Genomic DNA, 24,615 nt, shown 5'->3' with positions numbered 1-24,615 from the left:
ATGGATTTAATATATAGAATTGAAAGCCCCAAAAAGGGGCTTTCAAAGAGTTCTTTTTTATCTTACAATATTCATCAATTCATTAAGCATGTTGTCAGTTGTTGTAATTACCCTTACATTTGCCTGATAACCTCTTTGGGCAGCAATCATGCGGACAAACTCCTCTGCAAGGTCAACATTGCTTGCTTCAAGAGAGTTTGCAAAAACTTTACCAACTCCTACTGTTCCTGGTGCTCCATAGGTTGGATTACCTGAGCCATAGGATTCAAGAAACAGATTTTTACCCACCTTTGTAAGATTATGGGCTGCAACAAACTTTGCAAGCACTACCTGAGCAACCTTTTTAACCTGTCCATTGGTAAATACTCCAGAGATAACTCCATCTTGGTCAACGGTTACTGCAATAAGATTTCCTGAAGAGTATCCATTTTGCGTCTGAAATACCACTGCATTCGGTGAACCAAATTGGGTTGAGTCAGTAAAGTTAAATGTTACATTCTGTGCTGCTGCACCCCATGGTGTAAAATCAAAATTAAATGATGATGTTGGCGGATCTGTAGTTAATCTACCATTTTCATCAAAGGTTATATTAAAGCTTCCTGCTTCTGTATAATTCGGATTTGTAGGATCACTACTGCTGTCATAAACCATATATGCAGTCCATTGATTTGCAGCAGTTTTTACAAAATAAGTATATACAAGATGGGGATTACCTTGACTGTCATATATTGTAATAGCTGTCGAAAAATTATAAGTATTAGGGTCTGGCAGACTTGCTCCTGAAGGTGATGTCCATGGTTGTGAAGGAACAGTTTGCCTTGAATCAAGATTTACCTGTATTTTTACTTCGTTGGTTGCTCTCGGTTCACTCATTAATCCTGCAAGATAGATGTCTCCAATTGCTCCAGTTACTGTGCCATCGGGATTCATCTGATATGCCTGAAGTCTGTATCCATTTGGGTCAACAACATAACCATCTTTATCAAGTCTGAACTGACCTGCACGGGTATAATATGTTGGACCATTTAGCTGTCTTACAATGAAAAAACCATCTCCTTCAATTGCTAAATCAAGGGGATTTGCAGTTGTCTCAAGGGTTCCCTGGGTGAACATTTTTTGAATGTCTATAATCATTGCACCTCTTCCAACCTGCATAGCTGAAGCTCCACCAAGGGTCTGGCTAAGTATATCTCCAAAATTTGCTCTGCTTGATTTAAAACCAACAGTGTTTGCATTCGCAATGTTATCTCCTACAACCGAGAGAGCTAAAGAATTTGCATTTAATCCACTTATACCTGTAAAAAGGGATGTTAACATTTTATCACCTCCTTAAGCTTTAATCTCCTTTATCTGACTCATATTTATATAACTTTCACCAACATTAATCTTTAATTTCCCTTCTTCAATTGCAATTCCTTTTACAGTATATTCAGTTCCATCGGTTGTTATAACTGTTTTACCAATTATTGTTGAACCTATCATTAAAGCATTAGAGTATATTTGATAGGTAGCCAGATCCTCCAGTGTACTCTTCATATTAATTATCTGTTCAAGAGTTGTCATTGCTGTTAATTGTCCCATAAACTCTGTGTCTTTTAAGGGATTTAAAGGATCCTGATATTTAAGTTGGGCTGTAAGAAGTTTGAGAAAGGCTTCTTTGTCAAGTCTGTTGTTTCCTGTTGCATTTGTTTTCTCCGATATTGTGTAAAGGGGATTATCAAATATTGAGCTTACATCTGCCATTTTTTATTCCTCCTTATTATGCAAAATATTCAAAAAATTTTTGAGTGTTTTTGTTTTTTCTTTGCCCTTGATTATTATAAGAATCTGAATATCCCCGATAGTCTCTCATAAGGTCAAGTAAGAAATCTGATATTTTAACACCTGAAGACTGAAGATTACTCTTTATTTCGGGAATTAAAGCTGTTAAAGCCTCTTTAACATAGGGGTAGTCAACTTTCATATCAGCCTTTATACCGGCAGAATCCATTGAAAGTTTAATAAGAATTTTCCCTAATTCTGGTGGTTCAAGATGAACTATAAGAGTTTTTGATGAATTCGATACTGCTTTGAAAAGAATATTTGAAATTTCCTGAAGTCTTGTAAAGGGAAGTTCAATTTTTTGTTGGTTGTTGCTTGTTGTAACTTCCTTGTTTATAATAGAGGAAAGTTGAACTTCGCTGTCTACTAAACTTTCAATTTTGAATTTATGAGAATCTCTATTTGAAAGGATATTTTTTTCTGTTTTATTGTTTAAGTTATCTAATGATAATTCTTTGAAGAGATTTAAATCCGAATGACTGTTTTCTTTAGAATTGACAATTTTCTTTATATTTTCTAATAATACATCTGTCTGGTGGGATTCATTATTTTTAGCTTTTAAATCATTTGCAAGCTCCCTTAATGATTGTATATCAAGTTTGTTTTCATTGCTTTCATTGAGAGTTTTTAAAAAATTGAGCAAGTCTTTGTTATCAATGTTTTGTAAATTTTTTATTATGTTGCTTAACTCTTCCGAATTAATCTGCCATTTTATTAAAAGAGATTTAATATCTGCGGATATATTTAATGAGTTCAATAATTCCTGCATTTTCTGTAAATCCTGTAGTATAAGATTCTGAAAAGATAAATTTGGTAATAAAAATGGTGCGCTCTCATTTTGATTTTCCTCGTTTTCTAATAGGAGATTTAAAAATTTATCGAAAAGATTATTAGAATCAAAAGACTGAACTACTAATGATTGCTTCTCATTTTGACTGATTAAGTTGTTTAGGTTTATATTGCCTATCAAAATCATGCAAATTATTATTCAATTCCTGTGCCATTTAAAAAATCTTTATTTTCCAGGAACTTATTCTTATATGGGGAGTAATTGAAAGAGGAAAAAAATTCCTACTTGGATTCCTTTTCCTTGATTTTAACTATCTTTTTAGAGATTATTGCTGCTTTTTCAGGATTTACATTTGCAAGAATTTTAGCTGCCTGTCTTGGTTTTATGGCAAGAATTAAGGTTGTGGCTGTATCATCATCAAGTTTTTCAATTCTTGTAGCAGCTTCCTCAGGAGGCATTGATTCATAAATTTTGGCAAGTCTCTGAAAGTTTTCTGATTGAGCTCTTTCAAGTTGAGCCTTTATTGCTTCCTGTTCTTTTATCTTTGCATTAATTTCATCGCGAAGCTTTTTAAGTTCCTCTGTTTTTTTTGTCAAATCTTCTTTAAGTATTTTTATCCTTTCTTCTTCTATGCTTTGCGAAGATTCCTTTGAAGTTGTCTGCTGTCCAATTATTGTTCCCGCAGTAATGCCAATTATAGTTATAAAAATTCCTAAAAAAATTGCTCTTTTTAACACTTATGCACCTCTGAATCTACTTGTAAAAACATCGGAAATGATTTTTTCTTCAATTTTTTCTCTTTCTCTTCTAATCATTGATATTAGTTTGTCATAAAGTTGTTCTATTTTTTTTCTTTCTTTATATGATTCTTCATATATTTCTCTTTGTTTTTCTAATTCTTCATTAATTTTTTGTAAAATATCCCTTGCTTCATTCAATAATCCAGTGAGATGCTGAATTTCACTAAAAACAGCAATAAGTTCATCGGATGTAAAATTATTGTTTCTTTCATATTTAATAAAATCGAATCTTTTCTCTATTTCTTCAATGTAAGACTCCATCTTTCCCTTTTCAGTAATTATTGAAGCAAACTTTTGTTTTTCAAGTTCTTCTTCCCATTCCTTTAATTTAAGTATCATATTTAATGTTGTGCTTTTCATAGTCATTCAAAAAGTTTTATAAGACTTTTTATACTTTCCTCAAAATCAGCTTTTTCATTTATATCCTGTCTTAAAAACTCATTGATTCGTTCCATCATTTTGATTGCTAAATCAACCTGAGGATTTGTTCCTTCCTTATAAGCACCTATATTTATAATGTCTTCATATTTTGAATAGGTTGAAAGAAGATCAAGAAGTTTTCCAGCATACTTTAAATGGGTTTCATCTACTATGTCTTTCATTACTCTGCTTATACTTTTTAGGACATCAATAGCAGGGTAATGGTTTCTATTAGCAAGCTCACGAGACAACACAATATGTCCATCAAGAATAGACCTTGCTGCGTCAGTAACTGGATCTGTTAAATCATCTCCTTCTACTAAGACAGTGTATATTCCTGTTATTGAACCACCACTTTTAGTTATTCCAACTCTTTCAAGTAACTTTGGCATTAATTTAAACACCGAAGGAGGATATCCTTTCATTGTAGGCGGTTCTCCTGCTGCAAGTCCTATTTCCCTCTGAGCCATTGCAAATCTTGTAAGGGAATCCATGAGAAGTATTACATCTTTACCCTTTTCTCTGAAATATTCAGCTATTGCTGTTGCTAAAAAAGCACCTCTTATTCTTGCTAAAGCAGGAGTGTCTGAGGTTGATACAACAAGTACAGATTTTTTTAATCCTTCTTCACCTAAGTCTTTCTCAATAAATTCCTTAACTTCCCTTCCTCTTTCACCAATAAGAGCGATTACATTTACATCAGCATTAGTGTATCTTGCAATCATTCCAAGAAGCACACTTTTACCTACACCACTTCCCGCCATAATTCCAATTTTCTGTCCTTTCCCGCAAGTAATAAGTGAATTTATAGCCCTTATTCCCAGATCAATAGGTTCTTTTATTATTTCTCTGTCAAGAGGATTGATAGCATCGTTATAAATTGGAAAGGGTTTGCCAGTTAAGGGTGGCTTACCATCAATTGGATGTCCTATGCCATCTATTATTCTGCCAAGTATTTTTTCATTTAATTTAATATAACTTTGCTTTCCTTTAACAGCAATTTTATCACCTGGTCTTATCCCGTATATCTCACCAAGAGGAGAAAGAAGAATAGTTCCATTTTTAAAACCAACAACTTCTGCTTCAATGGAATCATTATCGGTTATTATCTCACAAATATCACCAATACTTGCATTTATTCCTACTCCCTCAATGATAAGTCCAACCGCTTTTGTGACTTTGCCGTAAATTTTGATTACCGATGTTTTATCTAAAATTTCTTCACTTTTGCTGAGAAATGAATGTATTGATAGCATTCTCTAATTCCTTTAATTTTTCTTCTACTGTTGCAACAATGTGTAAAGAATGAGTTTCTATTTTATAGTCACCGCTTTTTATATTTTCAGATGGTTCGAATTGAATTTTTGAAGGATCAATTCCAAGTTCATTTAATTTTTGTAAGATAAATTCATAATCCTTTGGATTAAGTTTTACGATAAATTTTTCTTCATTATTAGGCACTTCTGCAAGAGCATCTTTTAAAATTGAAAGAGTTATATGCCTGTCAAGGGATATTTTGGTTGCAACAACTTTCTCTGCTATTTTAAATGCAAATCTTAAAATCTGAGGCAAAAAAAGTTCCATCTGTTTTTCTTTAAAGGTTGAAAGGTCATTTATTAACTTTTTCAAGATTTCAAATTGTCTATTAAGTTCCTGTTTTTTTTGATCAATTTCTTTTTCAGCTTTTTTTAATCCTTCTTCATAACCTTTGTTAAAACCTTCTATGTGTGCGGATTTAAGAGTTTCCTCATACTTCTTTTTTAACTCTTCATATTTCTTTTTTAATCCCTCTTCTTTATGTTCATCTTTTTCTTCTTTAGGTAGTCTCAAAGTTTCATCAAAAGATGAAGGTATGTAAGGTTTTATTTCTTTAAATGACAACTTCTTCTCCACCTTTGCCTCCAAGTACAATTTTACCTTCCTCTTCAAGTCTTCTTGCTACCCTTACAATATTCATTTGAGCCTTTTCTACATCTGAAACCCTAACAGGTCCCTTTGCTTCCATTTCTTCTTTTAAAATTTCAACTGCTCTACTTGACATATTACGGAATATTTTCTCTTTAAGTTCTTCAGAAGCCATTTTAAGAGCAAGGGCTAAGTCATCAGTAGATATTTCCTTAAGAATTGTCTGAATTCCTCTATCATCAACATGAATAAGGTCTTCAAAGGTAAACATAAGTTTTCTAATTTCTTCTGCCAGGATAGGATCCTTTTCTTCAATATTTTTTAAAATTAGTTCTTCAGAGGCTCTGTCCATTTGATTTAGTATTTCTGCAACTGTTTTTACTCCACCAATTCTTCTTGATTGAGTATAGGAGCGAAGCTGACTTTGAAGAACATCTTCAAGTTCACTTAAAATAGTTGGTGAAATTTGATCAAGATTTGCAATTCTTGATGCTACTTCAATTTTTTGTTGTTCTGGAAATTTACTTAAAACTTCAGCTGCCTGATTTGGTTCTAAATGGGCTAAAACTATAGCTATTGTTTGAGGATGTTCTCTTTGAAGCATTGAGGATATGGCTGAAGAGTCAAGCCATCTGAGAATATCAAAAGCAGAGGCTCCACTTTCAATTTTACTAATAAGTTTTGCTGCCTGTTCCTCTCCAAAAGCTTTTGTAAGAATTGATTTTATATATTCTTCATCAACAACAACAGGTGTTGTTCCAATTTTTTCAGAAAATTCTTGAAGTATGGCATCTGCTTCTTCCTTTGTCAATTTTATCCTTGACATCATTGGGATAATTCGCGCAAGTTCTATAGGATCAAAGTGTTTAAAAAGCTCTGTTGCAGCATCCTCTCCAATAAGAGATAAAAGGGCAGCAACTTTTTCTATCCCAGAAAATTTTCTCATTTTTATTCAGCCATCCATTCTCTAAGCATTGAAACAACCTTTTTAGGATTACTTTTTGCCAGTTCTCTGATTTCTTCCTTTATATCTCTTTCCTTAAAAGGAGGCATACCTGGGATTTCTTCAGATATAACAACTTCTTTCATTTTAACCTTTTCTTCAACGGGTCTTTTAAGAATTTCAAGGAGAGGTTTAATTATAAAGAAGATTATCAACAAGAGAACTATTATGGGTAATAAATATTTTAGTATAGTTTTTGCAATACCTAAATAATCAATAGCTGGTTTTTCCTCTGGTATTACTTCAAAGGGCATACTTTCAACTATTACTATGTCACCCCTTTCTTTATTATATCCTATTGCAGCTTGTACAAGCTCTTGATACTTTTTTATTTCTTCTTCACTTCTTGGGGTATAAATCTTTTTACCTTTTTCTTCTTTATATACTCCATCAACTAATACAGCTACAGAGATTTTCTTTATTTGTCCCGTTGCCTGCAAGATTTTGCTTATACTTTTGCTTACTTCATAATTAATGCTTTCTTGCTGTCTTTGAGACTGAATATTTTGTGTTGTACCTGTTTGAGGTTGTCCTGGCTGATTGGAAAGTACTCCAGGTATTCCACCTGTCTGTGGTGCCATTGTTTTTTCTTGACTTCGTTGTTCACTTTTTATAGCAATTGTATCAGGATCGAATTTTTCCTCAAGGCGTTCTACTTTTGAAAAATCAATTTCTGTTGAAACTCTTACTATTGCTTTTCCTTTTCCTACTATGTTTTCAAGCATGCTTTGAATATTTTTTTCATAAGTTTTTTCAATATTTTTCTTATATTCAATCTGTTCAGTTTGAACAAGCTGTGCTGTATCCTTAGGTGCTGAAAGCAGATTTCCATACTGGTCAACAACTGTTACATACTGAGGTGCAAGTCCTTCTACACTGCTTGATACAAGATGAACTATGCCTGCGACTTGTTCCTTTGACAGAGTTCTTCCTGGTTTAAGTTTCAAAACAACGGATGCAGTTGGATGGTCTTCTTTTTCAGTAAATATGGTCTTCTCAGGTATGGCAATATGAACCCTAACCTGATCTACTTCTTGAATTTGCTTGATCGTTCTTGCCAGTTCTCCTTGAAGGGCTCTGATATAGTTTACTCTTTGGGAAAATTCAGTAAGTCCGATTGATGTTTTGTCAAATATTTCAAAACCAACACCACCACCTGATGGAACACCTTGTGCTGCCAGTTCAAGCCTTAGTTCATGAACTTTATCAGATGGAACATATATTGCATTATCTTTAACCTGATAGGGAACTTTCTTTTCTTTAAGCTTTGTAATAACATTGCCTGCATCCTCAGCAGATAGATTGGAAAATAAAACTTGATAATCCTGTTTAGGTAACCAGAGTAAGAAGGTTATTATAATTGCAATACTTATAACAGCAACTGCAGCAAATGCTATTTTACGATTAGTAGATAGATTTTTAAAGTTTTCAAAATATATTTTAAATCTGTCAGTGATAGGCATTTTTTACTAAACCTGCATACGAGATATTTCTTCGTAGGCTGTTAAAACTTTATTCCTTACCTGAATAAGAGTTTGTAAAGTCATGTCAGCCTTTTCCATTGCTAAAACTACTTGGTGAATGCTTATTTCTCCCTTTGAAAAGGCTTCAATTGCCTTTTGTGCTTCTTCCTCTACTTTAGAGGCTTCTTTAATAGCATCCTTTAAGGCTTGTTCAAAAGATTCTTTCTGGGCGCCTTTTAAATTTTTTAATTCCTCTAAACTTTTACCTAATAACTCATTAATATTTTTTATTTCTGTCATCATTTACCTCCGAAAAATTCTTAAACTTTTAATAAATCAAGGGTTCTCAAAAACATTTCTTTGTAGGAGTTAATCATTGTAAGATTTGCTTCATAGGCTCGAGATGCGGAAATCATATTAATCATTTCTTCCATCGGATTTACATTAGGATATCTAACATATCCATCTTTGTCTGCATCAGGATGACCTGGTTCGAAAACTATCCTAAAGGGTCTCTGGTCTTCAACTATTTTGTAAACATCAACACCATGGGAAATCTGGTCATACATATAGGACATAAAGAGTACATCCTTTCTTCGATAGGGACCGCCTTCAGGTGTTCTTGTGGAGTTAATGTTTGAAAGGTTTGAAGCAATAACATTGAGTCTGATTTTTTGCGCTTCTAATCCAGTAGCAGATACTTTAAGAGGCAAAAAGAGGTCTTTCATTATCTACCTCCTTTAATAGCATCTTTTAACATTCTTAGCCTTGTAGAAAGAAGCTGAGTTGCACTGTTATACATTAACAAAGTTTCTGTTAATTTTGCCATTTCTACTTCAATATTTACAGTATTTCCGTCCCTGTTTGGCATTGTTGTTGGTGCTTCTATGATCCTGTAAGAATTGTTTTCTATTTCTAAAGCCTTTTTCAGTTCCTCCTGAAAATCTATATCCTTTGCTTTATAATTCGGAGTATCCACATTTGCTATATTTGAGGCAAGAATTTTTTGCCTATAGGCACAAAGATCCATTATTTTCTGAAGTATTTTTATTGAATTATCCATGTATATTCACCTCTACTCAATATATATACAAATTGTATGCCAGATTAGATATCTCTCAATCCATATTCTTTAATTTTATTTCTAAGGGTTCTTACACTTATCCCAAGCATTTTAGCAGCCTTTGTGCGATTTCCTTCAGTCTTCCTTAAAGCATCAACTATCATGTCTTTTTCAGCATCCTTTAACTTCCCTGTTTTTGCAATTTTTACTTCTTCAAATATTATTTCGTCTTCCTCTGGAGGATTAACCTCCCCATTTTTACTTAATACTGCCATTCTATATATAAAGTTTTCGAGTTCTCTAACATTGCCCGTCCATGGTTTATTTATTAAGTATTTTTTCATTTTTTCAGAAAGATACAAATTTTTTGACATTTTATTAGAAAGTCTTTTAATAAAAAAATCAGCAAGGGGTATTATATCAGAGGACCTCTCTCTTAAAGGTGGAATTCTAAGAGGAAAAACATTAATTCTGTAAAAGAGGTCTTCTCTAAAGTTTCCCTTTTTTACTTCTTCCCATAGATCTCTGTTAGTTGTAGCTATAATTCTTACATCAATGGGAATTGGTTTGGTTCCGCCAACTCTGTCAACTTCCTTTTCTTGAATAACCCTTAGTAGCTTAGCCTGTAATTTATAAGCCATTTCACTTATTTCATCAAGCAGTATTGTGCCTTTGTCTGCAAGCTCAAATTTTCCAGGCTTTCTCTCTGTGGCACCTGTGAAAGCTCCTTTTTCATATCCAAAAAGTTCTGCTTCAAGTAATGTTTCTGTGATCGCAGCACAGTTGATAGCAACAAAAGGATAATTAGCTCTATTACTATGTTTATGAATATATTTTGCTATAACTTCTTTTCCAACTCCGCTTTCTCCTGTTAATAAGACAGTGATATCTGTTTTAGCTATTTCTTTAGCAACCTGAAGAATTCTTCTCATTTCCTTTGATTCAGCAATAATATCCTCTTCATCTGGTATGAGTCTTAAAACAAGGGATTTAAGGGTTTCGAAGGAAAAAGGTTTTGTCAGATAGTCTACAGCTCCTAATTTCATAGCTTTGACAGCATCTTCCACATTTGCATAACCAGTTATAACAATTACGGGAGTAAATATGCCTCTTTTTCGCATTTCTGATAAAAACTGCAATCCATCCATTTTAGGCATTTTGACATCTGTAATTACTAATGAAAAATTTTTGATATTAACATTGGATAAAACATGGATAGGGTCTCGGTAAAAATGGGCATCAAAGCCAATGCGATTTAAAGCTTCCTTTAAAGCAAAACCCATATCAGGTTCGTCATCTATGATGAGTACAGCTTTCATTTATCCTACAGGTAAGTATAAAGCAAATTCTGTGCCTTGATTTTTCTCACTTTTGACTTCTATTCTTCCACCATGGGCAGATATTATACTACTTGTTATACTTAAGCCTAATCCCGAACCTCTGTCTTTTGTTGAAAAGAAAGGCTCAAAAATTTTATCTAAAACTTCACTGTCAATTCCATGACCCGTGTCTTTAATGATAATTTTAAGGAATTTTTCTTCCCTTGAAACTATAATTTTTAAAATACCTCCTTCAGGCATTGCCTGATAGGCATTAACAATAAGATTGATTAATGCTTGTCGGATTAATGCTTTGTCCACCAGTACAATATATTGTTTATCCCATTCAAAAGTTATTGCAATTCCTATTCTCTGAAAGAGCTCTTCAAACTCTTTTATTATTTCAAAAATTAAATTATTTATTTGAGTTGGCTCTTTTTTAGGGTTTATTCCTCTTGTAAAGTTAAGCATATTTTCTAATGTGTTTCTAAGCATACTTACTGCACTTGAAATTCTTCTTGCATACTCTCCATGAATATTATCCTTTAAGTCCTCTGATATCATATTGGCAAAAAGTTCAATGCTGCCAAGAGGATTTCTTATTTCATGGGCAATTTTCATAAGCAAAGAACCCATTGCTGAAAGTCTTCTATTTCTTTCATTCTCTGCTTCAAGTTCTTTAATTCTTGTTATATCCTTACATAGTAGAACATGTCCTATGATGTTTCCTTCCGAATCTAAAACTTCTGATTGAGATACAATTGCATAAAAGGGTTTTTTAGAATTTGAAGGATAAACCTTTTCATTTTCTATTTTTATTGGTAATTCCCTTTTCCCGGTAACTTCTTCTGCTTTGATACCAAAGAGAAATTCACCTGCTTTATTGATTAATCTTATGACACCTTCTCTGTCAAAAAAAACAACAGCTATGTCGATACTGTCTATAATGCTACTTAAAAGTCTTTTTTTCTGTTCAACTTCTTCTGTAAGAAGTTTAATCCTTTCCTCTAAAATCTGATAGTATCTAACTAAAGCCTCAGAGGCAGTGTTTATCTTTAATATGGCTTCGTTCAATAATTCGTTGTTTTTCATAATTTTTCAAGGAGTTCTTTTGCTGCCTGTGATAGTTCTCCTTTTGAGTTTACCACTTTTTCAAGATAGGATTTATCTTTGGTAAGTTTGCCGTACTGGTAGTATGCCCACATAAGGGAGTCATTGTCATTAAGTCCTAAATCAATAGCCCTTTTATAATAGGCAATAGCCTGTTTAGAATCTTTTGAAATATAGAAATAATCTGCTACTTTTAAAGCTCCTTGAGAGTTTCCCAATTTTGCCGACTCAATCCAGTGTTTTAGCGCGGTCTTTTTGTTACCTACTGAATATTCTAAATCTCCAGCAAATAAAATAATTTCAGGTTCTTTTATTTTAGATACAGCTTTTCTAATATAAATTAAAGCAGTATTTTTATCTCCCTCTCTGTCAAGTATTTGGGCATATAATGCCATTGCCAAAGGTTTATTATTTTTTAGAGGCTCAAGAATTTTTTTTGCTTCCTGTAATTTGCCTTCTTTTATTAAAATTTGAGCAAGTGGAATCATTGCTTCGGCTTTTCTTGGTCCTGTCATGACTTTTTGAAGGATTATTTTTGCTTCTTTAAATTTTCCCTGTGAGTTAAGAAATTGAGCAAAATCAATTAGTAAATGGGAGTCAGCACTAAGAAACGGATATGCTCTCATTATATATTCTGAAGCTTTTTCAGGGCTTTCTTTTATCACATTTTTAATAAACTCTTCAATTTTTTGATTTCTAACTGACTTATCCCTTAAGGATAAAAGAATTTTTATTGACTCATCATAGTTTTTTTGTTCAGTGTAAAGAGAAACAAGCTTTAATTTAAAACTATCAGAAGGATTATATAAATATATCTCCTTAGCAATTTTTAAAGCCTCCTCCTTTTTCCCCTGAAGTAGATAAATATCAAAGAGCATATTTTTTGCTTTGATTGAATCAATAATTCTTACATCTTTTTTTAGAAAATTTTTAAGTAATTTTTCAGACTCCTGTATTTTACCAGCCTTTATTAATATTTCAGCTTTATCAAGTTCAAAGTTTGTTTTTTTCAGTTTCGTATTTCTTTCAAACTCTTTTAAAGCTTCGTCAGCCTTTCCTGTATGGGCAAGATATTTAATTCTTAAAAGAGTTGCATCAGGGTTTTCACTCAATTCTTTTTTATCTATTTTATTTATTATTGATTCAACGGTTTTGATATCTCCTTTGTAAAAGGCTATCCAGCCAAGTCCTATATTTGCTTTTGTTTGTAAGGGAGGTTCTACTTTTTTAAGATAGAATTCTGCATCAAGATATTTACCCATTTTTAAATAGCTTAATCCCATGTAAAGATTTCCTTCATTTATAAAGGGTGAATCTTTAAAATCCCTTAAAAGTCTCCTCAAATAAAGTGTGGTTTCAGGGTAGTTACCAAGGTTATATTCACTTTTACTGATTCCTATCAAGGCTTCCGGAGCTAATTGAGGATGTTCTAAAAATTTTTTAAAGTATTCCCTTGCTTGCAAATATTGTCCTGATTTTAATAAATTTTCTCCCTCCTTTAATGATTCCTGAGCATAAGCTATTAGGAAACAGAATATTAAAATTACGAATACTATTGATTTAATTAATCTCAACATCTTTAATACCGAGTCTTTTCATCTTTTCAATTAATGTAGTTCGATTTATTCTTAAATATTTTGCTGCTCTGCTTTTTACCCATCCGTGTAAATTAAGGGCATGTAGAATAAGTTTTTTCTCATATTCTTTAATGACTTCATTGAGGTCAATTGATGAAGCAAAGGGATTTAATTCCTCTGGAATAATGTTTCTTGAAAAAAAACTCTCTGAAAATTTGATTCTTTCAGGAAGATCATTGACGGTAATAACACCATTCTCACTTAATACATAAAGTCTTTCAATGAGATTTTCAAGTTCACGGACATTTCCGGGCCAGTGATAGTTAAGGAGTAATTCAAAAGCATCAGATTTAATCTTTAGTGTATAACCAAATTTTTCCGAAAATTTATTTATGAAATATTCACAAAGAATTGGAATGTCTTCTTTTCTCTCTCTTAGGGGAGGAATCAAAAGAGGTACTACATTGAGTCTCCAATAGAGGTCTTCTCTGAATTTTCCCTCTTTTACTTCATTTTCCAGATTTTTGTTTGTTGCAGCAATTATTCTTACATTTACATGTAATGGTTTAGTTGAACCAATTCTTTCAAAGCACCTTTCTTGTATTACCCTAAGAATTTTAACTTGCAAATGAAGAGGCATGTCTCCTATTTCATCTAAAAATATAGTTCCTTCATGGGCAAGTTCAAATCTACCAGGACGGGAGTATACTGCTCCTGTGAAAGCTCCTTTTTCATGTCCAAAAAGTTCAGATTCAAGAAGTTCAGAGGGTATGGCTCCGCAGTTGACAGGAATAAATGGTTTTGTGGCTCTTGTACTTTTTTGATGAATCATTTTTGCCACAAGCTCTTTTCCTGTTCCGCTTTCACCCATTATGAGAACAGTACTGTCAGTTTTAGATAGTTTATTTATGATAGCAAGAATTTCTTTAATTGCAGGTGATTGCCCTATAAATTCCGTTTCTTTAATCATGTCATAAATATGACATATTGAATAGTATTTTTTCAATAATTTTTGTAAAGCAAATCTTTATATATTTGCCTTGCTAAATTGAAAAGTTCAATATAATTTTTATCTGCGTAATCTTTATAAGTGTTAATATGGGGTATAAAGGAGTTTTTTTTGTAAATTAGTGTAACTTCTCCGTATATGCCATTTTTAAGATAAATGCGATGGGAATAATCTTTGGTGGTAGCAAGAACAAGCTTTGCAAGACTTATATATCCTGGGTCGAGATTAATCATTCTTTTAGAATTTATTGATAACTTAATTTCTATTTCGTTGGTTTGTAATTTTATATCCGCAATATCTCCTTCTGAAATTAATTTTTTAAAAAATATAAATCTACGAAAAATAGGACTACCAAGCTCATCAGTGTAATAGTTTGAATATTTCCACTCCTTTGGCGCTGATTCCATGAGAATTTCACCATAAAGATTTCTCAAGAATTCAATGGAAGTATAATAAATTTCTTTTTCTTTAAAAAGTGTTCCGATAAACAGTAATACTTTTTTGGGCTGTCCTGGTTTACCCATTAAATCATGATAGAACCTGTTTTAAATGGGGAATAATATGGGGATTATCCCATTCAACTGGTCCGATGATTTTGTGTCTTAAAATTCCATTTTTGTCGATTAGAAAGGTCTCTGGTACTCCTTTTATTCCATATATAAATGAAACATTACCATCATCAATGAGTACTGGGAAGGTAAATCCTGCTTTTTTTACCATTTCTATAACAGTTTTTGGATTATCTTTGTAAAGAACTGTAATAAACAATAAATCATCGGGAGCACCGTTTTTATTCAAGTAGGACTGAATTGCTTTTTTTTCAACCTTACAATCATTACACCAGGAAGCCCAAAAATTAAGAATAACAATTTTCCCTCTAAGTTCATTAAGTTTCCATGTTTTACCTTCGATATCTTTAAGAACAAAATCAGGAGCAGGCATGCCAATTTTTGCATTTTGCGAAATCGAAGGTATTTTAGATTTTTTAAATAATATGCTTCCAGTTATTATTACAGCAAGTAATATGAAAATTATCAAAAAAACATTCTTTTTCATTTCTTCACCTGATTAATTAACAGCTGTAGTTACCTCTTCAGGAATTTCTTCAAATTCAATTGAATTATTTCTTAGTTCAACTTTTATTATGTTTGAACCTTTAAATCTTCCCTTTAAAATTTCTTCTGAGAGTGGGTCTTCAATTTCCTTAGTTATAGCTCTTCTCATGGGTCTTGCTCCGTAGGCAGGCTGATAGTATTTATTTAAAATCCAATGTTTAACCTCTTCAGAAACAGCTATAACAAAGCCGTACTCTGAAAGCTTCTTGTTTGTTTCTGCAACGAGTAAGTCAATTATAGCAAGAAGATGGTGTTCTTCTAATGGATGGAATACGACAATATCATCTACTCTATTGAGAAATTCAGGATTGAAGGTTTTTTTCAATTCATCAAAGACGCTATCCTTTATTTTTGAGTATATATCTTTGGATTCTTTTTTATGGAAACCAAGGGGAGTGGATTTTTCTATTAATCTTGCTCCTATATTCGATGTCATTATTATTATTGTATTTTTAAAATCTACTTTTCTTCCAAAACTGTCAGTGAGGACTCCTTCATCAAGAATTTGAAGTAAAAGATTAAATACATCAGGATGGGCTTTTTCAATTTCATCAAAAAGAATTACTGCATAGGGCCTTTTACGAATTCTTTCTGTTAACTGTCCTCCTTCTTCATAGCCAACATACCCAGGTGGCGCTCCGATTAATTTTGATACATTGAATTTTTCCATATATTCTGACATGTCAAACTTAATAAGAGAATTTTCGTCATTAAACATGAATTCAGCAAGAGCCTTTGCAAGTTCGGTCTTTCCTACCCCTGTTGGACCAAGGAAAAAGAATGAACCGATTGGTCTATTTTTAGTTTTCAATCCAGCACGGGAACGCCTTATGGCTTTACAAACGCTTTTGATTGCTTCATCCTGTCCAATGATTCTCCTATGAAGAACTTCTTCCATATGAAGAAGTTTTTCTGATTCGGCCTGTTCAATTTTGAAAAGAGGAATTCCTGTCATCTTAGAAACAGTATAGGACACGTCTTCGGCTGTAACAACAGGAACTTCTTTATAAACAGAATCTTTCCATTTTTTATAATTAGCTTCATACATTCTTCTAAGTTTATCTTCCTCATATTTTGCTTTTTGAGCAGACTGTAAGTCATGAATCTTTATGTAAAGAGATTTTTCTTTTGAAAGTTTCATTAATTCCATTTCAATTTCCTTTAATTCCTGAGGCATTACTGATTTTTTCAGTTTTATTCTTGATGCTGTCTCATCAATGACATCTATTGCTTTGTCTGGAAGATATCTGTCTGTTATATATCTATCGGAAAGCTTTACTGCTGTCTCGATTGCTTCATCAGTAATTTTTACTTTATGATGATTTTCATATTTTTCTCTTATTCCTTTAAGTATTTCAACTGTTGTTTCTACACTCGTTGGTTGAATATATACTGGTTGAAACCTTCTTTCAAAGGCTCCATCCTTTTCAATATATTTTCTGTATTCCTGTGGAGTTGTCGCTCCTATGCATTGTATTTCACCACGCGATAAAGCCGGTTTTAACATATTTGAGGCATCTACAGAGCCTTCAGCAGCACCAGCACCAATGATTGTGTGTAGTTCATCGATAAATAAAATTACATTGTCAGACTGAGTTGTCTCTCTCATTACAGCTTTCAGTCTTTCTTCAAATTGTCCTCTGTATTTTGTACCTGCAATTAATGCACCAAGGTCAAGGGCGATAATTCTTTTTCCAAGAAGTATATCAGGCACATCTCCTTCAATTATTTTTTGTGCCAATCCTTCTACAATAGCAGTTTTACCTACTCCTGGTTCACCTATTATTACAGGATTATTTTTAATCCTTCTTCCTAAAATTTGGATAACTCGCTCAATTTCATCTTCTCTTCCAATAACAGGGTCAAGTTTTCCTTCCAGGGCTAATAATGTTAAATCTCTTCCAAATTCATCTAAGGCTGGAGTATTTGATCTTTTTCTTTCCTTCTGAGGAGCTCCTTGAAAATGGGGTCTTATTGAAAAGTTTATTGTCAGTTGTCGGGCACCTAAAAGATTTATTCCAAAACTTCTAAGAACTTTTCCAGCAATACCTTCTTCTTCTTTTATAAGACCAAGGAAAAGGTGTTCGCTTCCAATATATGGATGTCCAAGAAGTCTTGCCTCTTCTATTGCATATTCAAGAACTTTTTTAGCTTTAGGTGAGAAAGGTATTTCACCGTAAGTTAAAAGATTTGTTTCTGCAGAAATTCTTTTTTCAATTTCATAACGAACATTTTCAGGTTGAATCCCTATTTTTTTTAATATAGCAATTGGTATAGAGTCTTCTTCTCTCAAAATGGCAAGTAAAAGATGTTCTGTATCGAGAAATTCGCTATTTCTTTTTTCTGCTTCCTCTCTTGCATAAAGAATTATTTTACGTCCCTTTTCTGTAAACTTTTCAAACATGTTAAACACTCCTTTGAGAATTTTATCTCTAACTCAATATTAATGATTTTTTCCTCTTTCTGTCAATCAATGTAGTGTTAAACCAAGATTTTCTGATATATAGAAAGCTGTCTTTCGCTCAAACTTTCATTTCAAAAAAAGAGGGGACCCTTCGCCTTCAGCTCAGATTGACAGAAAAAAAACACAAGCCTTCGGACTAAAAATATATTGATATAAATCAACTCAATATGTTAGATTAAAAACATGAAGCGTAAGGATTATTATAAGATACTTGGCGTAAGTAAAGATGCCTCCCAAGAGGAAATAAAAAAGGCTTATCGTAAGCTTGCAAGAAAGTATCATCCAGATTTAAATCCTGGAAACAAAGAAGCTGAGGAAAAGTTTAAAGAGATTAATGAAGCCTATGCAGTTTTAAGTGATCCAAAGAAAAGAGAGGAGTATGACAGAGGAGAATCATTTGATTTTAAAGGTTTTGACTTTGGCGGTTTTGACTTCACAAAAGGTTTTGATTTAGGTGATATTTTTGGAGATATTTTTGGTGAAACCTTTACAACAACTTCGACCACCTATGTAAAAGGTGAAGATATAATAATTCCTGTTAATTTAACATTTGAAGAAGCCTATAAAGGCACTGTAAAACCAATTACTTATCAAAGATATATAGAGTGTCAAAGTTGTCATGGAAGCGGAGCTGACAGAGTTGATATTTGCTCAAGATGTGGTGGAACAGGCAGGATTCAGGTTTCAAGAGGATTTGTAAGGGTAAGTCAAACCTGCCAAAACTGTGGTGGAACTGGAAGAAAAGCTTCATCGACATGTAAAAGTTGTAGTGGAGCAGGCAGATTTTTAACAACAGAAACAGTTAAGGCTAAGATTCCTGCTGGGGTAGACAATGGTTCAACAGTCAAGGTTAAAGGATATGGAAATGCAGGTAGAGGTGGAGCTCCCTATGGTGATTTAATTCTTGAAGTTAATATTATCCCACATCCTTTTTTTACAAGAAAGGGAGATGATATATACATTGACCTTCCTGTAACATTTGTTGAAGCAGCCTTGGGAGCTAAGGTTGATGTTCCTCTTCCAGATGGAGATACAGTCACCATGAAAATACCTGAGGGGACCCAGGGTGGACAGAAATTTAGAATTTCAGGGAAAGGATTTCCATCACCAAAGGGAGGTAAGGAAGGAGATTTTTATGTAGTGATAAAAATATTAATTCCTAAGGGATTAAAAGATCCTGAAAAGGAAGAGATTAAAAGACTGGAACGTCTTTATAAAGAAAACCCAAGAGAATTCATGCTGAGGAGGTAGAAATGAGACAGGATGAAAGATTCTATATGATAAGTATGGTTTGTAGGCTTCTTAATGTTCATCCTCAAACATTAAGACTTTACGAAAGAGAAGGATTTATAAAACCTAAAAGAATTAAAAGACAGAGAGTTTATACAGATGAAGACCTTGAAAGACTAAATTTCGTAATAAGACTTACAAAGGAGTTCGGTGTTAACAGAGCTGGAGTAGATATTATTCTTAGAATGAGGGAGAGAATGCAGATTATGGAAGAATTAATAAATGAATTGTTTCGTTATGTTGATGAAGATATAAAGCAAACATTGGAAAAAAGAATGAAAAAATTTTTTGAACAAATTTAAGGAGGTAAAACATGAGATTTGACAAATTAACATATAAAACCCAGGAGGCAATCAAGGAAGCTCAAAGAATTGCTTCTCAACATGGAAATCAGCAAATAGATGTGGAACATCTTATGCTTGCATTAATTGAAGATTCGGAAGGACTTGTTTCAAGAATTCTTAAGGAATGCGGAGCAGATATAAATACAATAAAGACAGATTTAAAAAAAGCAATAGATAGAATTCCGAAAGTTCAAAGTGTTCAACCTCTTGAACATATTTACATTACACCAAGGCTTAATCAACTTTTGGAGAAAGCTGATAAGGAAGCAGAACATCTTAAAGATGAATACATAAGTGTAGAGCATCTTCTGATTGCTCTATTTGATGTCGGAGGACCAGCTTTTGATGCGATAAAAAAACAAGCTGTTACCCGTCAGAAAGTTCTTGATGCAATGATAGCAATAAGAGGAGTACATCAAGTTACAGATCCAAATCCAGAGGAAAAATATCAAGCTCTTGTTAGATATGGAAAAAATTTAACAGAACTTGCCAAAAAAGGAAAGCTTGATCCTGTAATTGGAAGAGATGAAGAGATAAGAAGAATTATACAGGTATTAAGCAGAAGAACCAAGAACAATCCTGTTTTAATAGGAGACCCTGGGGTTGGTAAAACAGCCATAGTTGAAGGCCTTGCCCAAAGAATAGTAGCAGGAGATGTGCCCGAATCATTAAGAGACAAGGAGATAGTAGCTTTAGATATAGGATCTCTTCTTGCTGGTGCGAAATATCGTGGTGAGTTTGAAGAACGTCTTAAGGCAGTGTTGAAAGAGATTACCTCTTCTGATGGAAGAATTATAACATTTATAGATGAACTTCACACTCTCGTTGGTGCAGGTGCGGCAGAAGGAGCTGTTGATGCTGCAAACATGCTTAAGCCAGCCCTTGCCCGTGGAGAGCTTAGATGTATAGGTGCAACAACAGTTAATGAATACAGAAAATATATTGAAAAAGATCCTGCCCTTGAAAGAAGATTTCAACCAATTCTTGTTAAAGAGCCTTCTGTTGAAGACACAATATCAATTCTAAGAGGTCTCAAGGAAAGATATGAGGTTCATCACGGTGTAAAGATAAAGGACTCTGCATTAGTTGCTGCTGCAGTTCTTTCAGCAAGATACATAACTGACAGATATCTTCCAGACAAGGCAATTGACCTTATAGATGAAGCAGCAGCAAAGCTAAGAATGGAAATTGATAGTATGCCAATTGAACTTGATGAAATTGAAAGAAAACTAAGACAGCTTGAGATAGAACGTCAGGCATTAAGCAAAGAACCAACTAAGGATGCAAAGGAAAAAATTGAAAAAATTTCTCAGGAGATAGATCAGCTGTTAACTAAAAAAGAAGAATTAAACAGGCAATGGCAGACTGAAAAAGAGATTATTTTAAAAATAAGAGAAATTAAAGCAGAGATAGAGCAAACAAGAATTGCCTCTGAACAGGCAGAGCGTCAGGGTGACCTTACAAGGGCAGCTGAACTTAGATATGGGAAAATGATAGAGCTTCAGAAATCCCTTGAGCAGGCAAATACCCAACTTAAAGAAATCCAGAATAAAAGAAAGATGCTTAAAGAAGAGGTTGATGAGGAAGACATAGCAGAAGTTGTGGCAAAATGGACAGGTATACCTGTGAAAAAGCTTCTTGAAAGCGAAACACAGAAACTGATAAAGATGGAAGAGCGTCTTAGAGAAAGAGTTGTTGGACAGGATGAAGCAATAATCGCTGTATCAAATGCAATTAGAAGAGCAAGAGCAGGGCTTCAGGATCCAAATCGTCCAATTGGCTCTTTTATGTTCCTTGGTCCAACAGGTGTTGGTAAAACTGAACTTGCAAAGGCTTTAGCAGAGTTTCTTTTCGATGATGAAAATGCCATGATTCGAATTGATATGTCAGAATATCAGGAGCGTCATACTGTGTCTCGTCTCATTGGTGCACCTCCAGGATATGTAGGATATGAAGAAGGTGGACAGCTTACAGAAGCAGTAAGAAGGCGTCCTTATAGTGTTGTGCTATTTGATGAAGTTGAGAAAGCTCATCCAGAAGTATTCAATGTTCTTTTACAGGTTCTTGATGATGGCCGTCTTACTGATGGACATGGAAGAACTGTTGATTTTCGTAACACAATAATAATTATGACATCAAACATAGGTAGCCATCATATTCAGGAGTTTCTTGAAGGCGGTGGGTCAGAACACTGGCAGGATTTGAAAAAAGATTTAAGAAAAAGAATAATGGATGATTTGAGGGCTTTCTTCAGACCTGAATTCCTTAACAGAATTGATGAGACAATAATCTTCAATCCATTAAGCAAAGAAATAATGAAAAATATTATTGAAATTCAGTTAAAAAGAATCAAACAGTATCTAAAACAGAGAAAAATTGATATAACAATGACTGAGTCTACAAAGGAATACATTGCAAAAATTGGATATGATCCTGTTTATGGAGCAAGACCTTTAAGAAGAGTGTTACAAAAGGAGATTCTTGATCCTCTTGCAATAAAACTTATTGAAGGAATCTTCAAAGAAGGTGATACTGTAGAAGTTGACTTTAAAGATGGTAAGATAATATTTAATAAGATTGTTTTAGCAGAGGCAATTTAAAAAATTAGGAGGTGTAAAATGGCTATAGTAAAATGGAGTCCTTTAAAGGAAATTGAAGAGATAAGAAAAGAGATGGATAGACTTTTTGAGGAGTTTCTTTCTCCTGTAAGACGAAGAAGAGCAGTGAGTTCAGAAGGGATTATATCGCCAAATGTAGATATCTTTGAAAAAGATAACGAATTAAAAATTCAGATTGAATTACCTGGTGTAAATAAAAATGAGATAGATTTAACCATAACCGATGATAGACTAATCATCAAAGGAGAAATTAAAAGACCCGAAGGAGTCAAAGAAGAGGATTATATTTTAAGTGAAAGAAGCTTTGGTCCTTTTACAAGAACAATTAGTCTTCCACCTGATATAGATAAATCCTCTGTTAAGGCGGGACTTAAAGACGGATTGCTTGAAATATCAATAATGAGAAAATCAGAGTCAAAACCAAGAGAGATAAAAATTCAATTAGAGTAGCTCTTATAAAAACCCGCCTCGTAAGGGGCGGGTTTTTTGAATTTCTTAAAAGAAACTGATAAACTTAATTTATGAATTTAAAACAAATACCGGCTATAGCAGTTGTTTTAATTGATACAGATGTTTTTTCCTTAAATGAATCTTCATTGGAAGGCGCAGACCTTATTGAATTAAGGGTTGATATGTTTGAAAATATTCAAAAAATTGAACAGGTTTTTGCCACTGCAAAGAAAAAATTTAATCTTCCAATGCTATGTACAATAAGATCTCTAAAGGAAGGTGGCAAAAAAGAAATACCAGATAGATTAAGCATTTATGAGAAATTAACTCCCTATTGTGATTTTTTTGATATTGAAATTTTTTCTGAGGGATCTCGAACTTTAAGACAAAAGACTTTACAAAATAACATTAAACTCATTTTATCCTATCACAGATTTGATTTAACTCCCTCGGTAGAAGATTTAGAAAATGTCTTTGAAGAAGGTAAAAAACTTGGTGCTGATATAATCAAGATTTCTACAATGGTTAATGAAATAGAGGATGCGGAAAAACTTTTGTATTTTACAATAAAACATAAAAAAGACAATGTTATAGTAATTGGAATGGGAGAAAAGGGAAGATTAACACGTATTGTAAATCCAGTGTTTGGTTCTTTAATTACCTATGCAAGCCTTAACACAACATCTGCACCTGGACAGATTCCTCTGCCCTATATGGTAAAAATTTTTAAAGAAATTGGGATAAGAAAGTAAACCCACCTGAAAACCAGATGGGCTTACCAGATTTTACTTTATATATGTTTTCCAATAGTTTCTTACCTTATCTTTTACGGATTTTGGCAAGGGCACATAATCAAGTTTTTTAGCTGTTTCATCTCCATTTGTAAATGCCCAATCAAAGAATTTTATAACAGATTTGTTAACATCTGTCTTTTCCTTTGCAAGAAGAATATATGTAGCTCCTGTTATGGGCCAGGCTTTTTTACCAGGTGCATTTGTCATCCATGCATAAAAATGTTTTTTAGGATCAAGCTCTGCAGTAGCAGCTGCTTCAGCAAAACTTTCAAAATCAGGGGCTACAATCTGTCCTGCTGAATTTTTAAGCTTTACTGTGGAAAGTTTATTTTGTTTGGCATAGGCAAACTCAACATATCCTATTGAATAAGAAGTTCTTTTTACATAATTTGCAACCCCTTCATTGCCTTTTCCTCCAAGTCCTGTTCTCCATTTAACAGCTGTTCCATAGCCAACATTATCTGCCCATTTTTTACATGTTCCACTGAGATAGTGTGTGAATATTGCAGTTGTTCCAGAACCATCAGAGCGATAGACTACTGTTATAGGTTTTGCAGGCATATGTATATCTGGATTTAATGCTTTAATTTTTGGGTCATTCCACTGTTTAATCTCACCAAGAAATATCTCACACATTGTGTTTCCATCAAGAACTAAAGCATTAAATGGAATTTCAGGGATATTAACAACAGGTACAACTCCACCTATTACAGCAGGAAATTGAAGAAGTTGGGATTTTTCTAATTCTTCAGGTTTAAGAGCCATATCAGAGGCACCAAAATGAACTGTTCTTTCTGTAATCTGTCTGATTCCACCACCTGAACCAATTGACTGATAATTAATTTTAATTCCTGTTGCCTTGTAATAACCCGATGCCCAAGAAGAATAAAGTGGATATGGAAAGGTAGCACCAGCACCATTAATCATTTCAGCAGAAGAAGAAATATTGAATGTTAAAAGTACAAAAAATACAATAAATTTCAAAATTAGACTCACCATCTATACCTCCTCATTTTAATTTTTTAATATTGTAACAGAAAATTAACATTCCTGTAACAAAAAATTAACATTGTTGTAAAACTGTCTTAACAATGGTTTTTTATACTAAAACATGAAAATAAAAAATAATTTATGGAGTCAACTATGAAAAATCACCTCCTTCAGAAACAGGGTGAAAGAGTATGATTAACAAAAAAAGGTTGTTTTTTAGTAAGCATAGCCCATACTGTTCTAAGGAGCTTGTGAGCCACAGCAAGGATA

At 33.3% G+C, this 24,615-nt stretch carries 25 protein-coding genes; 5 read left to right on the top strand and 20 right to left on the bottom strand.

The features are described 5' to 3' along the window. Positions 1–57 precede the first annotated feature (57 nt). From flgE to QI155_RS00035, 19 genes are all read right to left on the bottom strand, one after another. The gene (gene flgE, locus QI155_RS00125; protein ID WP_281320866.1) at positions 58–1,317 is read right to left on the bottom strand and encodes a flagellar hook protein FlgE; all 1,260 of its coding nucleotides are present in this window, start codon (positions 1,315–1,317) and stop codon (positions 58–60) included. 12 nt (positions 1,318–1,329) lie between these two features. Next, positions 1,330–1,743, bottom strand: a complete 414-nt coding sequence (locus QI155_RS00120; protein WP_068858485.1) for a flagellar hook capping FlgD N-terminal domain-containing protein — start codon at positions 1,741–1,743, stop codon at positions 1,330–1,332. A 16-nt stretch (positions 1,744–1,759) separates the two neighbouring features. Further along, complete coding sequence (locus QI155_RS00115; RefSeq protein WP_159426679.1) at positions 1,760–2,590, bottom strand: flagellar hook-length control protein FliK; 831 nt, start codon at positions 2,588–2,590, stop codon at positions 1,760–1,762. Positions 2,591–2,892: 302 nt separating this feature from the next. Continuing rightward, positions 2,893–3,348: a hypothetical protein gene (locus tag QI155_RS00110; protein WP_068858489.1), complete on the bottom strand. Its 456-nt coding sequence runs from the start codon at positions 3,346–3,348 to the stop codon at positions 2,893–2,895. Continuing rightward, positions 3,349–3,771: a hypothetical protein gene (locus QI155_RS00105; RefSeq protein ID WP_143600616.1), complete on the bottom strand. Its 423-nt coding sequence runs from the start codon at positions 3,769–3,771 to the stop codon at positions 3,349–3,351. A gap of 2 nt (positions 3,772–3,773) precedes the next feature. After that, the gene (gene fliI, locus QI155_RS00100; RefSeq protein WP_068858493.1) at positions 3,774–5,087 is read right to left on the bottom strand and encodes a flagellar protein export ATPase FliI; all 1,314 of its coding nucleotides are present in this window, start codon (positions 5,085–5,087) and stop codon (positions 3,774–3,776) included. After that, positions 5,053–5,724, bottom strand: coding sequence for a FliH/SctL family protein (locus tag QI155_RS00095; RefSeq protein ID WP_173894021.1), 672 nt, complete (start codon positions 5,722–5,724; stop codon positions 5,053–5,055). Before QI155_RS00095 ends, fliI begins: the two co-directional genes overlap by 35 nt. Beyond that, positions 5,702–6,682, bottom strand: a complete 981-nt coding sequence (fliG, locus tag QI155_RS00090) for a flagellar motor switch protein FliG (RefSeq protein ID WP_068858497.1) — start codon at positions 6,680–6,682, stop codon at positions 5,702–5,704. Before fliG ends, QI155_RS00095 begins: the two co-directional genes overlap by 23 nt. A 2-nt stretch (positions 6,683–6,684) precedes the next feature. Beyond that, positions 6,685–8,202, bottom strand: a complete 1,518-nt coding sequence (gene fliF / locus QI155_RS00085) for a flagellar basal-body MS-ring/collar protein FliF (RefSeq protein ID WP_068858499.1) — start codon at positions 8,200–8,202, stop codon at positions 6,685–6,687. Between the two features lie 6 nt (positions 8,203–8,208). Further along, positions 8,209–8,502 carry a flagellar hook-basal body complex protein FliE gene (fliE, locus tag QI155_RS00080; protein WP_068858501.1) on the bottom strand — a complete coding sequence of 98 codons (294 nt, stop codon included), beginning with the start codon at positions 8,500–8,502 and terminating at the stop codon, positions 8,209–8,211. 20 nt (positions 8,503–8,522) lie between these two features. Then, the gene (gene flgC / locus QI155_RS00075) at positions 8,523–8,930 is read right to left on the bottom strand and encodes a flagellar basal body rod protein FlgC (protein WP_068858503.1); all 408 of its coding nucleotides are present in this window, start codon (positions 8,928–8,930) and stop codon (positions 8,523–8,525) included. After that, on the bottom strand, positions 8,930–9,265 hold the full coding sequence (gene flgB / locus QI155_RS00070; RefSeq protein ID WP_068858505.1) for a flagellar basal body rod protein FlgB: 336 nt from the start codon (positions 9,263–9,265) through the stop codon (positions 8,930–8,932). Before flgB ends, flgC begins: the two co-directional genes overlap by 1 nt. A 44-nt stretch (positions 9,266–9,309) precedes the next feature. Continuing rightward, positions 9,310–10,584, bottom strand: a complete 1,275-nt coding sequence (locus tag QI155_RS00065) for a sigma-54 dependent transcriptional regulator (protein ID WP_068858507.1) — start codon at positions 10,582–10,584, stop codon at positions 9,310–9,312. Then, positions 10,585–11,676 (bottom strand): ATP-binding protein, encoded by a 1,092-nt coding sequence (locus QI155_RS00060; RefSeq protein ID WP_068858509.1) that lies wholly within the window; start codon positions 11,674–11,676, stop codon positions 10,585–10,587. Then, positions 11,673–13,271: a tetratricopeptide repeat protein gene (locus QI155_RS00055; protein ID WP_068858511.1), complete on the bottom strand. Its 1,599-nt coding sequence runs from the start codon at positions 13,269–13,271 to the stop codon at positions 11,673–11,675. The genes QI155_RS00060 and QI155_RS00055 overlap by 4 nt, the downstream gene beginning before the upstream one ends. After that, positions 13,255–14,241 carry a sigma-54 dependent transcriptional regulator gene (locus QI155_RS00050; RefSeq protein WP_083200012.1) on the bottom strand — a complete coding sequence of 329 codons (987 nt, stop codon included), beginning with the start codon at positions 14,239–14,241 and terminating at the stop codon, positions 13,255–13,257. The genes QI155_RS00055 and QI155_RS00050 overlap by 17 nt, the downstream gene beginning before the upstream one ends. A 32-nt stretch (positions 14,242–14,273) precedes the next feature. Further along, positions 14,274–14,804 carry a DUF4416 family protein gene (locus QI155_RS00045; protein ID WP_068858515.1) on the bottom strand — a complete coding sequence of 177 codons (531 nt, stop codon included), beginning with the start codon at positions 14,802–14,804 and terminating at the stop codon, positions 14,274–14,276. A gap of 4 nt (positions 14,805–14,808) precedes the next feature. After that, on the bottom strand, positions 14,809–15,336 hold the full coding sequence (locus QI155_RS00040; RefSeq protein ID WP_068858517.1) for a TlpA disulfide reductase family protein: 528 nt from the start codon (positions 15,334–15,336) through the stop codon (positions 14,809–14,811). Positions 15,337–15,348: 12 nt separating this feature from the next. Continuing rightward, complete coding sequence (locus tag QI155_RS00035) at positions 15,349–17,799, bottom strand: ATP-dependent Clp protease ATP-binding subunit (RefSeq protein WP_281320865.1); 2,451 nt, start codon at positions 17,797–17,799, stop codon at positions 15,349–15,351. A 243-nt stretch (positions 17,800–18,042) separates the two neighbouring features. On the opposite strand from QI155_RS00035, the gene dnaJ reads away from it, so the two are divergent. From dnaJ to aroD, 5 genes are all read left to right on the top strand, one after another. Further along, complete coding sequence (gene dnaJ, locus QI155_RS00030; protein WP_068858521.1) at positions 18,043–19,110, top strand: molecular chaperone DnaJ; 1,068 nt, start codon at positions 18,043–18,045, stop codon at positions 19,108–19,110. Positions 19,111–19,112: 2 nt separating this feature from the next. Continuing rightward, positions 19,113–19,451 (top strand): MerR family transcriptional regulator, encoded by a 339-nt coding sequence (locus QI155_RS00025; RefSeq protein ID WP_281320864.1) that lies wholly within the window; start codon positions 19,113–19,115, stop codon positions 19,449–19,451. An 11-nt stretch (positions 19,452–19,462) separates the two neighbouring features. After that, positions 19,463–22,093 (top strand): ATP-dependent chaperone ClpB, encoded by a 2,631-nt coding sequence (gene clpB, locus QI155_RS00020; protein ID WP_281320863.1) that lies wholly within the window; start codon positions 19,463–19,465, stop codon positions 22,091–22,093. 18 nt (positions 22,094–22,111) lie between these two features. Next, positions 22,112–22,561, top strand: a complete 450-nt coding sequence (locus QI155_RS00015) for an Hsp20/alpha crystallin family protein (RefSeq protein WP_068858527.1) — start codon at positions 22,112–22,114, stop codon at positions 22,559–22,561. 71 nt (positions 22,562–22,632) lie between these two features. Next, positions 22,633–23,313: a type I 3-dehydroquinate dehydratase gene (gene aroD, locus QI155_RS00010; protein WP_281320862.1), complete on the top strand. Its 681-nt coding sequence runs from the start codon at positions 22,633–22,635 to the stop codon at positions 23,311–23,313. 33 nt (positions 23,314–23,346) lie between these two features. Here the strand turns inward: aroD and pstS are convergent, their stop codons facing one another. Then, complete coding sequence (gene pstS, locus QI155_RS00005; RefSeq protein WP_348650818.1) at positions 23,347–24,282, bottom strand: phosphate ABC transporter substrate-binding protein PstS; 936 nt, start codon at positions 24,280–24,282, stop codon at positions 23,347–23,349. Between the last annotated feature and the right edge of the window lie 333 nt (positions 24,283–24,615).

It is taken from the genome of Thermodesulfovibrio sp. 1176, assembly GCF_029946585.1.
GTDB lineage: Bacteria > Nitrospirota > Thermodesulfovibrionia > Thermodesulfovibrionales > Thermodesulfovibrionaceae > Thermodesulfovibrio.
This window is presented reverse-complemented; position numbering and strand designations above follow the sequence as displayed.

What these genes read in the sequence shown, in the direction of transcription:
- fliE (WP_068858501.1), bottom strand. Translation starts at nt 8,502, where the DNA reads ATGACAGAAATAAAAAATATTAATGAGTTATTAGGTAAAAGTTTAGAG.
- QI155_RS00055 (WP_068858511.1), bottom strand. Translation starts at nt 13,271, where the DNA reads ATGTTGAGATTAATTAAATCAATAGTATTCGTAATTTTAATATTCTGT.
- flgB (WP_068858505.1), bottom strand. Translation starts at nt 9,265, where the DNA reads ATGGATAATTCAATAAAAATACTTCAGAAAATAATGGATCTTTGTGCC.
- QI155_RS00105 (WP_143600616.1), bottom strand. Translation starts at nt 3,771, where the DNA reads ATGAAAAGCACAACATTAAATATGATACTTAAATTAAAGGAATGGGAA.
- QI155_RS00015 (WP_068858527.1), top strand. Translation starts at nt 22,112, where the DNA reads ATGGCTATAGTAAAATGGAGTCCTTTAAAGGAAATTGAAGAGATAAGA.
- QI155_RS00120 (WP_068858485.1), bottom strand. Translation starts at nt 1,743, where the DNA reads ATGGCAGATGTAAGCTCAATATTTGATAATCCCCTTTACACAATATCG.
- flgC (WP_068858503.1), bottom strand. Translation starts at nt 8,930, where the DNA reads ATGAAAGACCTCTTTTTGCCTCTTAAAGTATCTGCTACTGGATTAGAA.
- aroD (WP_281320862.1), top strand. Translation starts at nt 22,633, where the DNA reads ATGAATTTAAAACAAATACCGGCTATAGCAGTTGTTTTAATTGATACA.
- QI155_RS00115 (WP_159426679.1), bottom strand. Translation starts at nt 2,590, where the DNA reads ATGCAGGAATTATTGAACTCATTAAATATATCCGCAGATATTAAATCT.
- QI155_RS00050 (WP_083200012.1), bottom strand. Translation starts at nt 14,241, where the DNA reads ATGATTAAAGAAACGGAATTTATAGGGCAATCACCTGCAATTAAAGAA.
- QI155_RS00045 (WP_068858515.1), bottom strand. Translation starts at nt 14,804, where the DNA reads ATGGGTAAACCAGGACAGCCCAAAAAAGTATTACTGTTTATCGGAACA.
- QI155_RS00035 (WP_281320865.1), bottom strand. Translation starts at nt 17,799, where the DNA reads ATGTTTGAAAAGTTTACAGAAAAGGGACGTAAAATAATTCTTTATGCA.
- QI155_RS00065 (WP_068858507.1), bottom strand. Translation starts at nt 10,584, where the DNA reads ATGAAAGCTGTACTCATCATAGATGACGAACCTGATATGGGTTTTGCT.
- QI155_RS00040 (WP_068858517.1), bottom strand. Translation starts at nt 15,336, where the DNA reads ATGAAAAAGAATGTTTTTTTGATAATTTTCATATTACTTGCTGTAATA.
- fliG (WP_068858497.1), bottom strand. Translation starts at nt 6,682, where the DNA reads ATGAGAAAATTTTCTGGGATAGAAAAAGTTGCTGCCCTTTTATCTCTT.
- dnaJ (WP_068858521.1), top strand. Translation starts at nt 18,043, where the DNA reads ATGAAGCGTAAGGATTATTATAAGATACTTGGCGTAAGTAAAGATGCC.
- pstS (WP_348650818.1), bottom strand. Translation starts at nt 24,282, where the DNA reads ATGATTAATGGTGCTGGTGCTACCTTTCCATATCCACTTTATTCTTCT.
- clpB (WP_281320863.1), top strand. Translation starts at nt 19,463, where the DNA reads ATGAGATTTGACAAATTAACATATAAAACCCAGGAGGCAATCAAGGAA.
- flgE (WP_281320866.1), bottom strand. Translation starts at nt 1,317, where the DNA reads ATGTTAACATCCCTTTTTACAGGTATAAGTGGATTAAATGCAAATTCT.
- QI155_RS00060 (WP_068858509.1), bottom strand. Translation starts at nt 11,676, where the DNA reads ATGAAAAACAACGAATTATTGAACGAAGCCATATTAAAGATAAACACT.
- QI155_RS00025 (WP_281320864.1), top strand. Translation starts at nt 19,113, where the DNA reads ATGAGACAGGATGAAAGATTCTATATGATAAGTATGGTTTGTAGGCTT.
- fliI (WP_068858493.1), bottom strand. Translation starts at nt 5,087, where the DNA reads ATGCTATCAATACATTCATTTCTCAGCAAAAGTGAAGAAATTTTAGAT.
- fliF (WP_068858499.1), bottom strand. Translation starts at nt 8,202, where the DNA reads ATGCCTATCACTGACAGATTTAAAATATATTTTGAAAACTTTAAAAAT.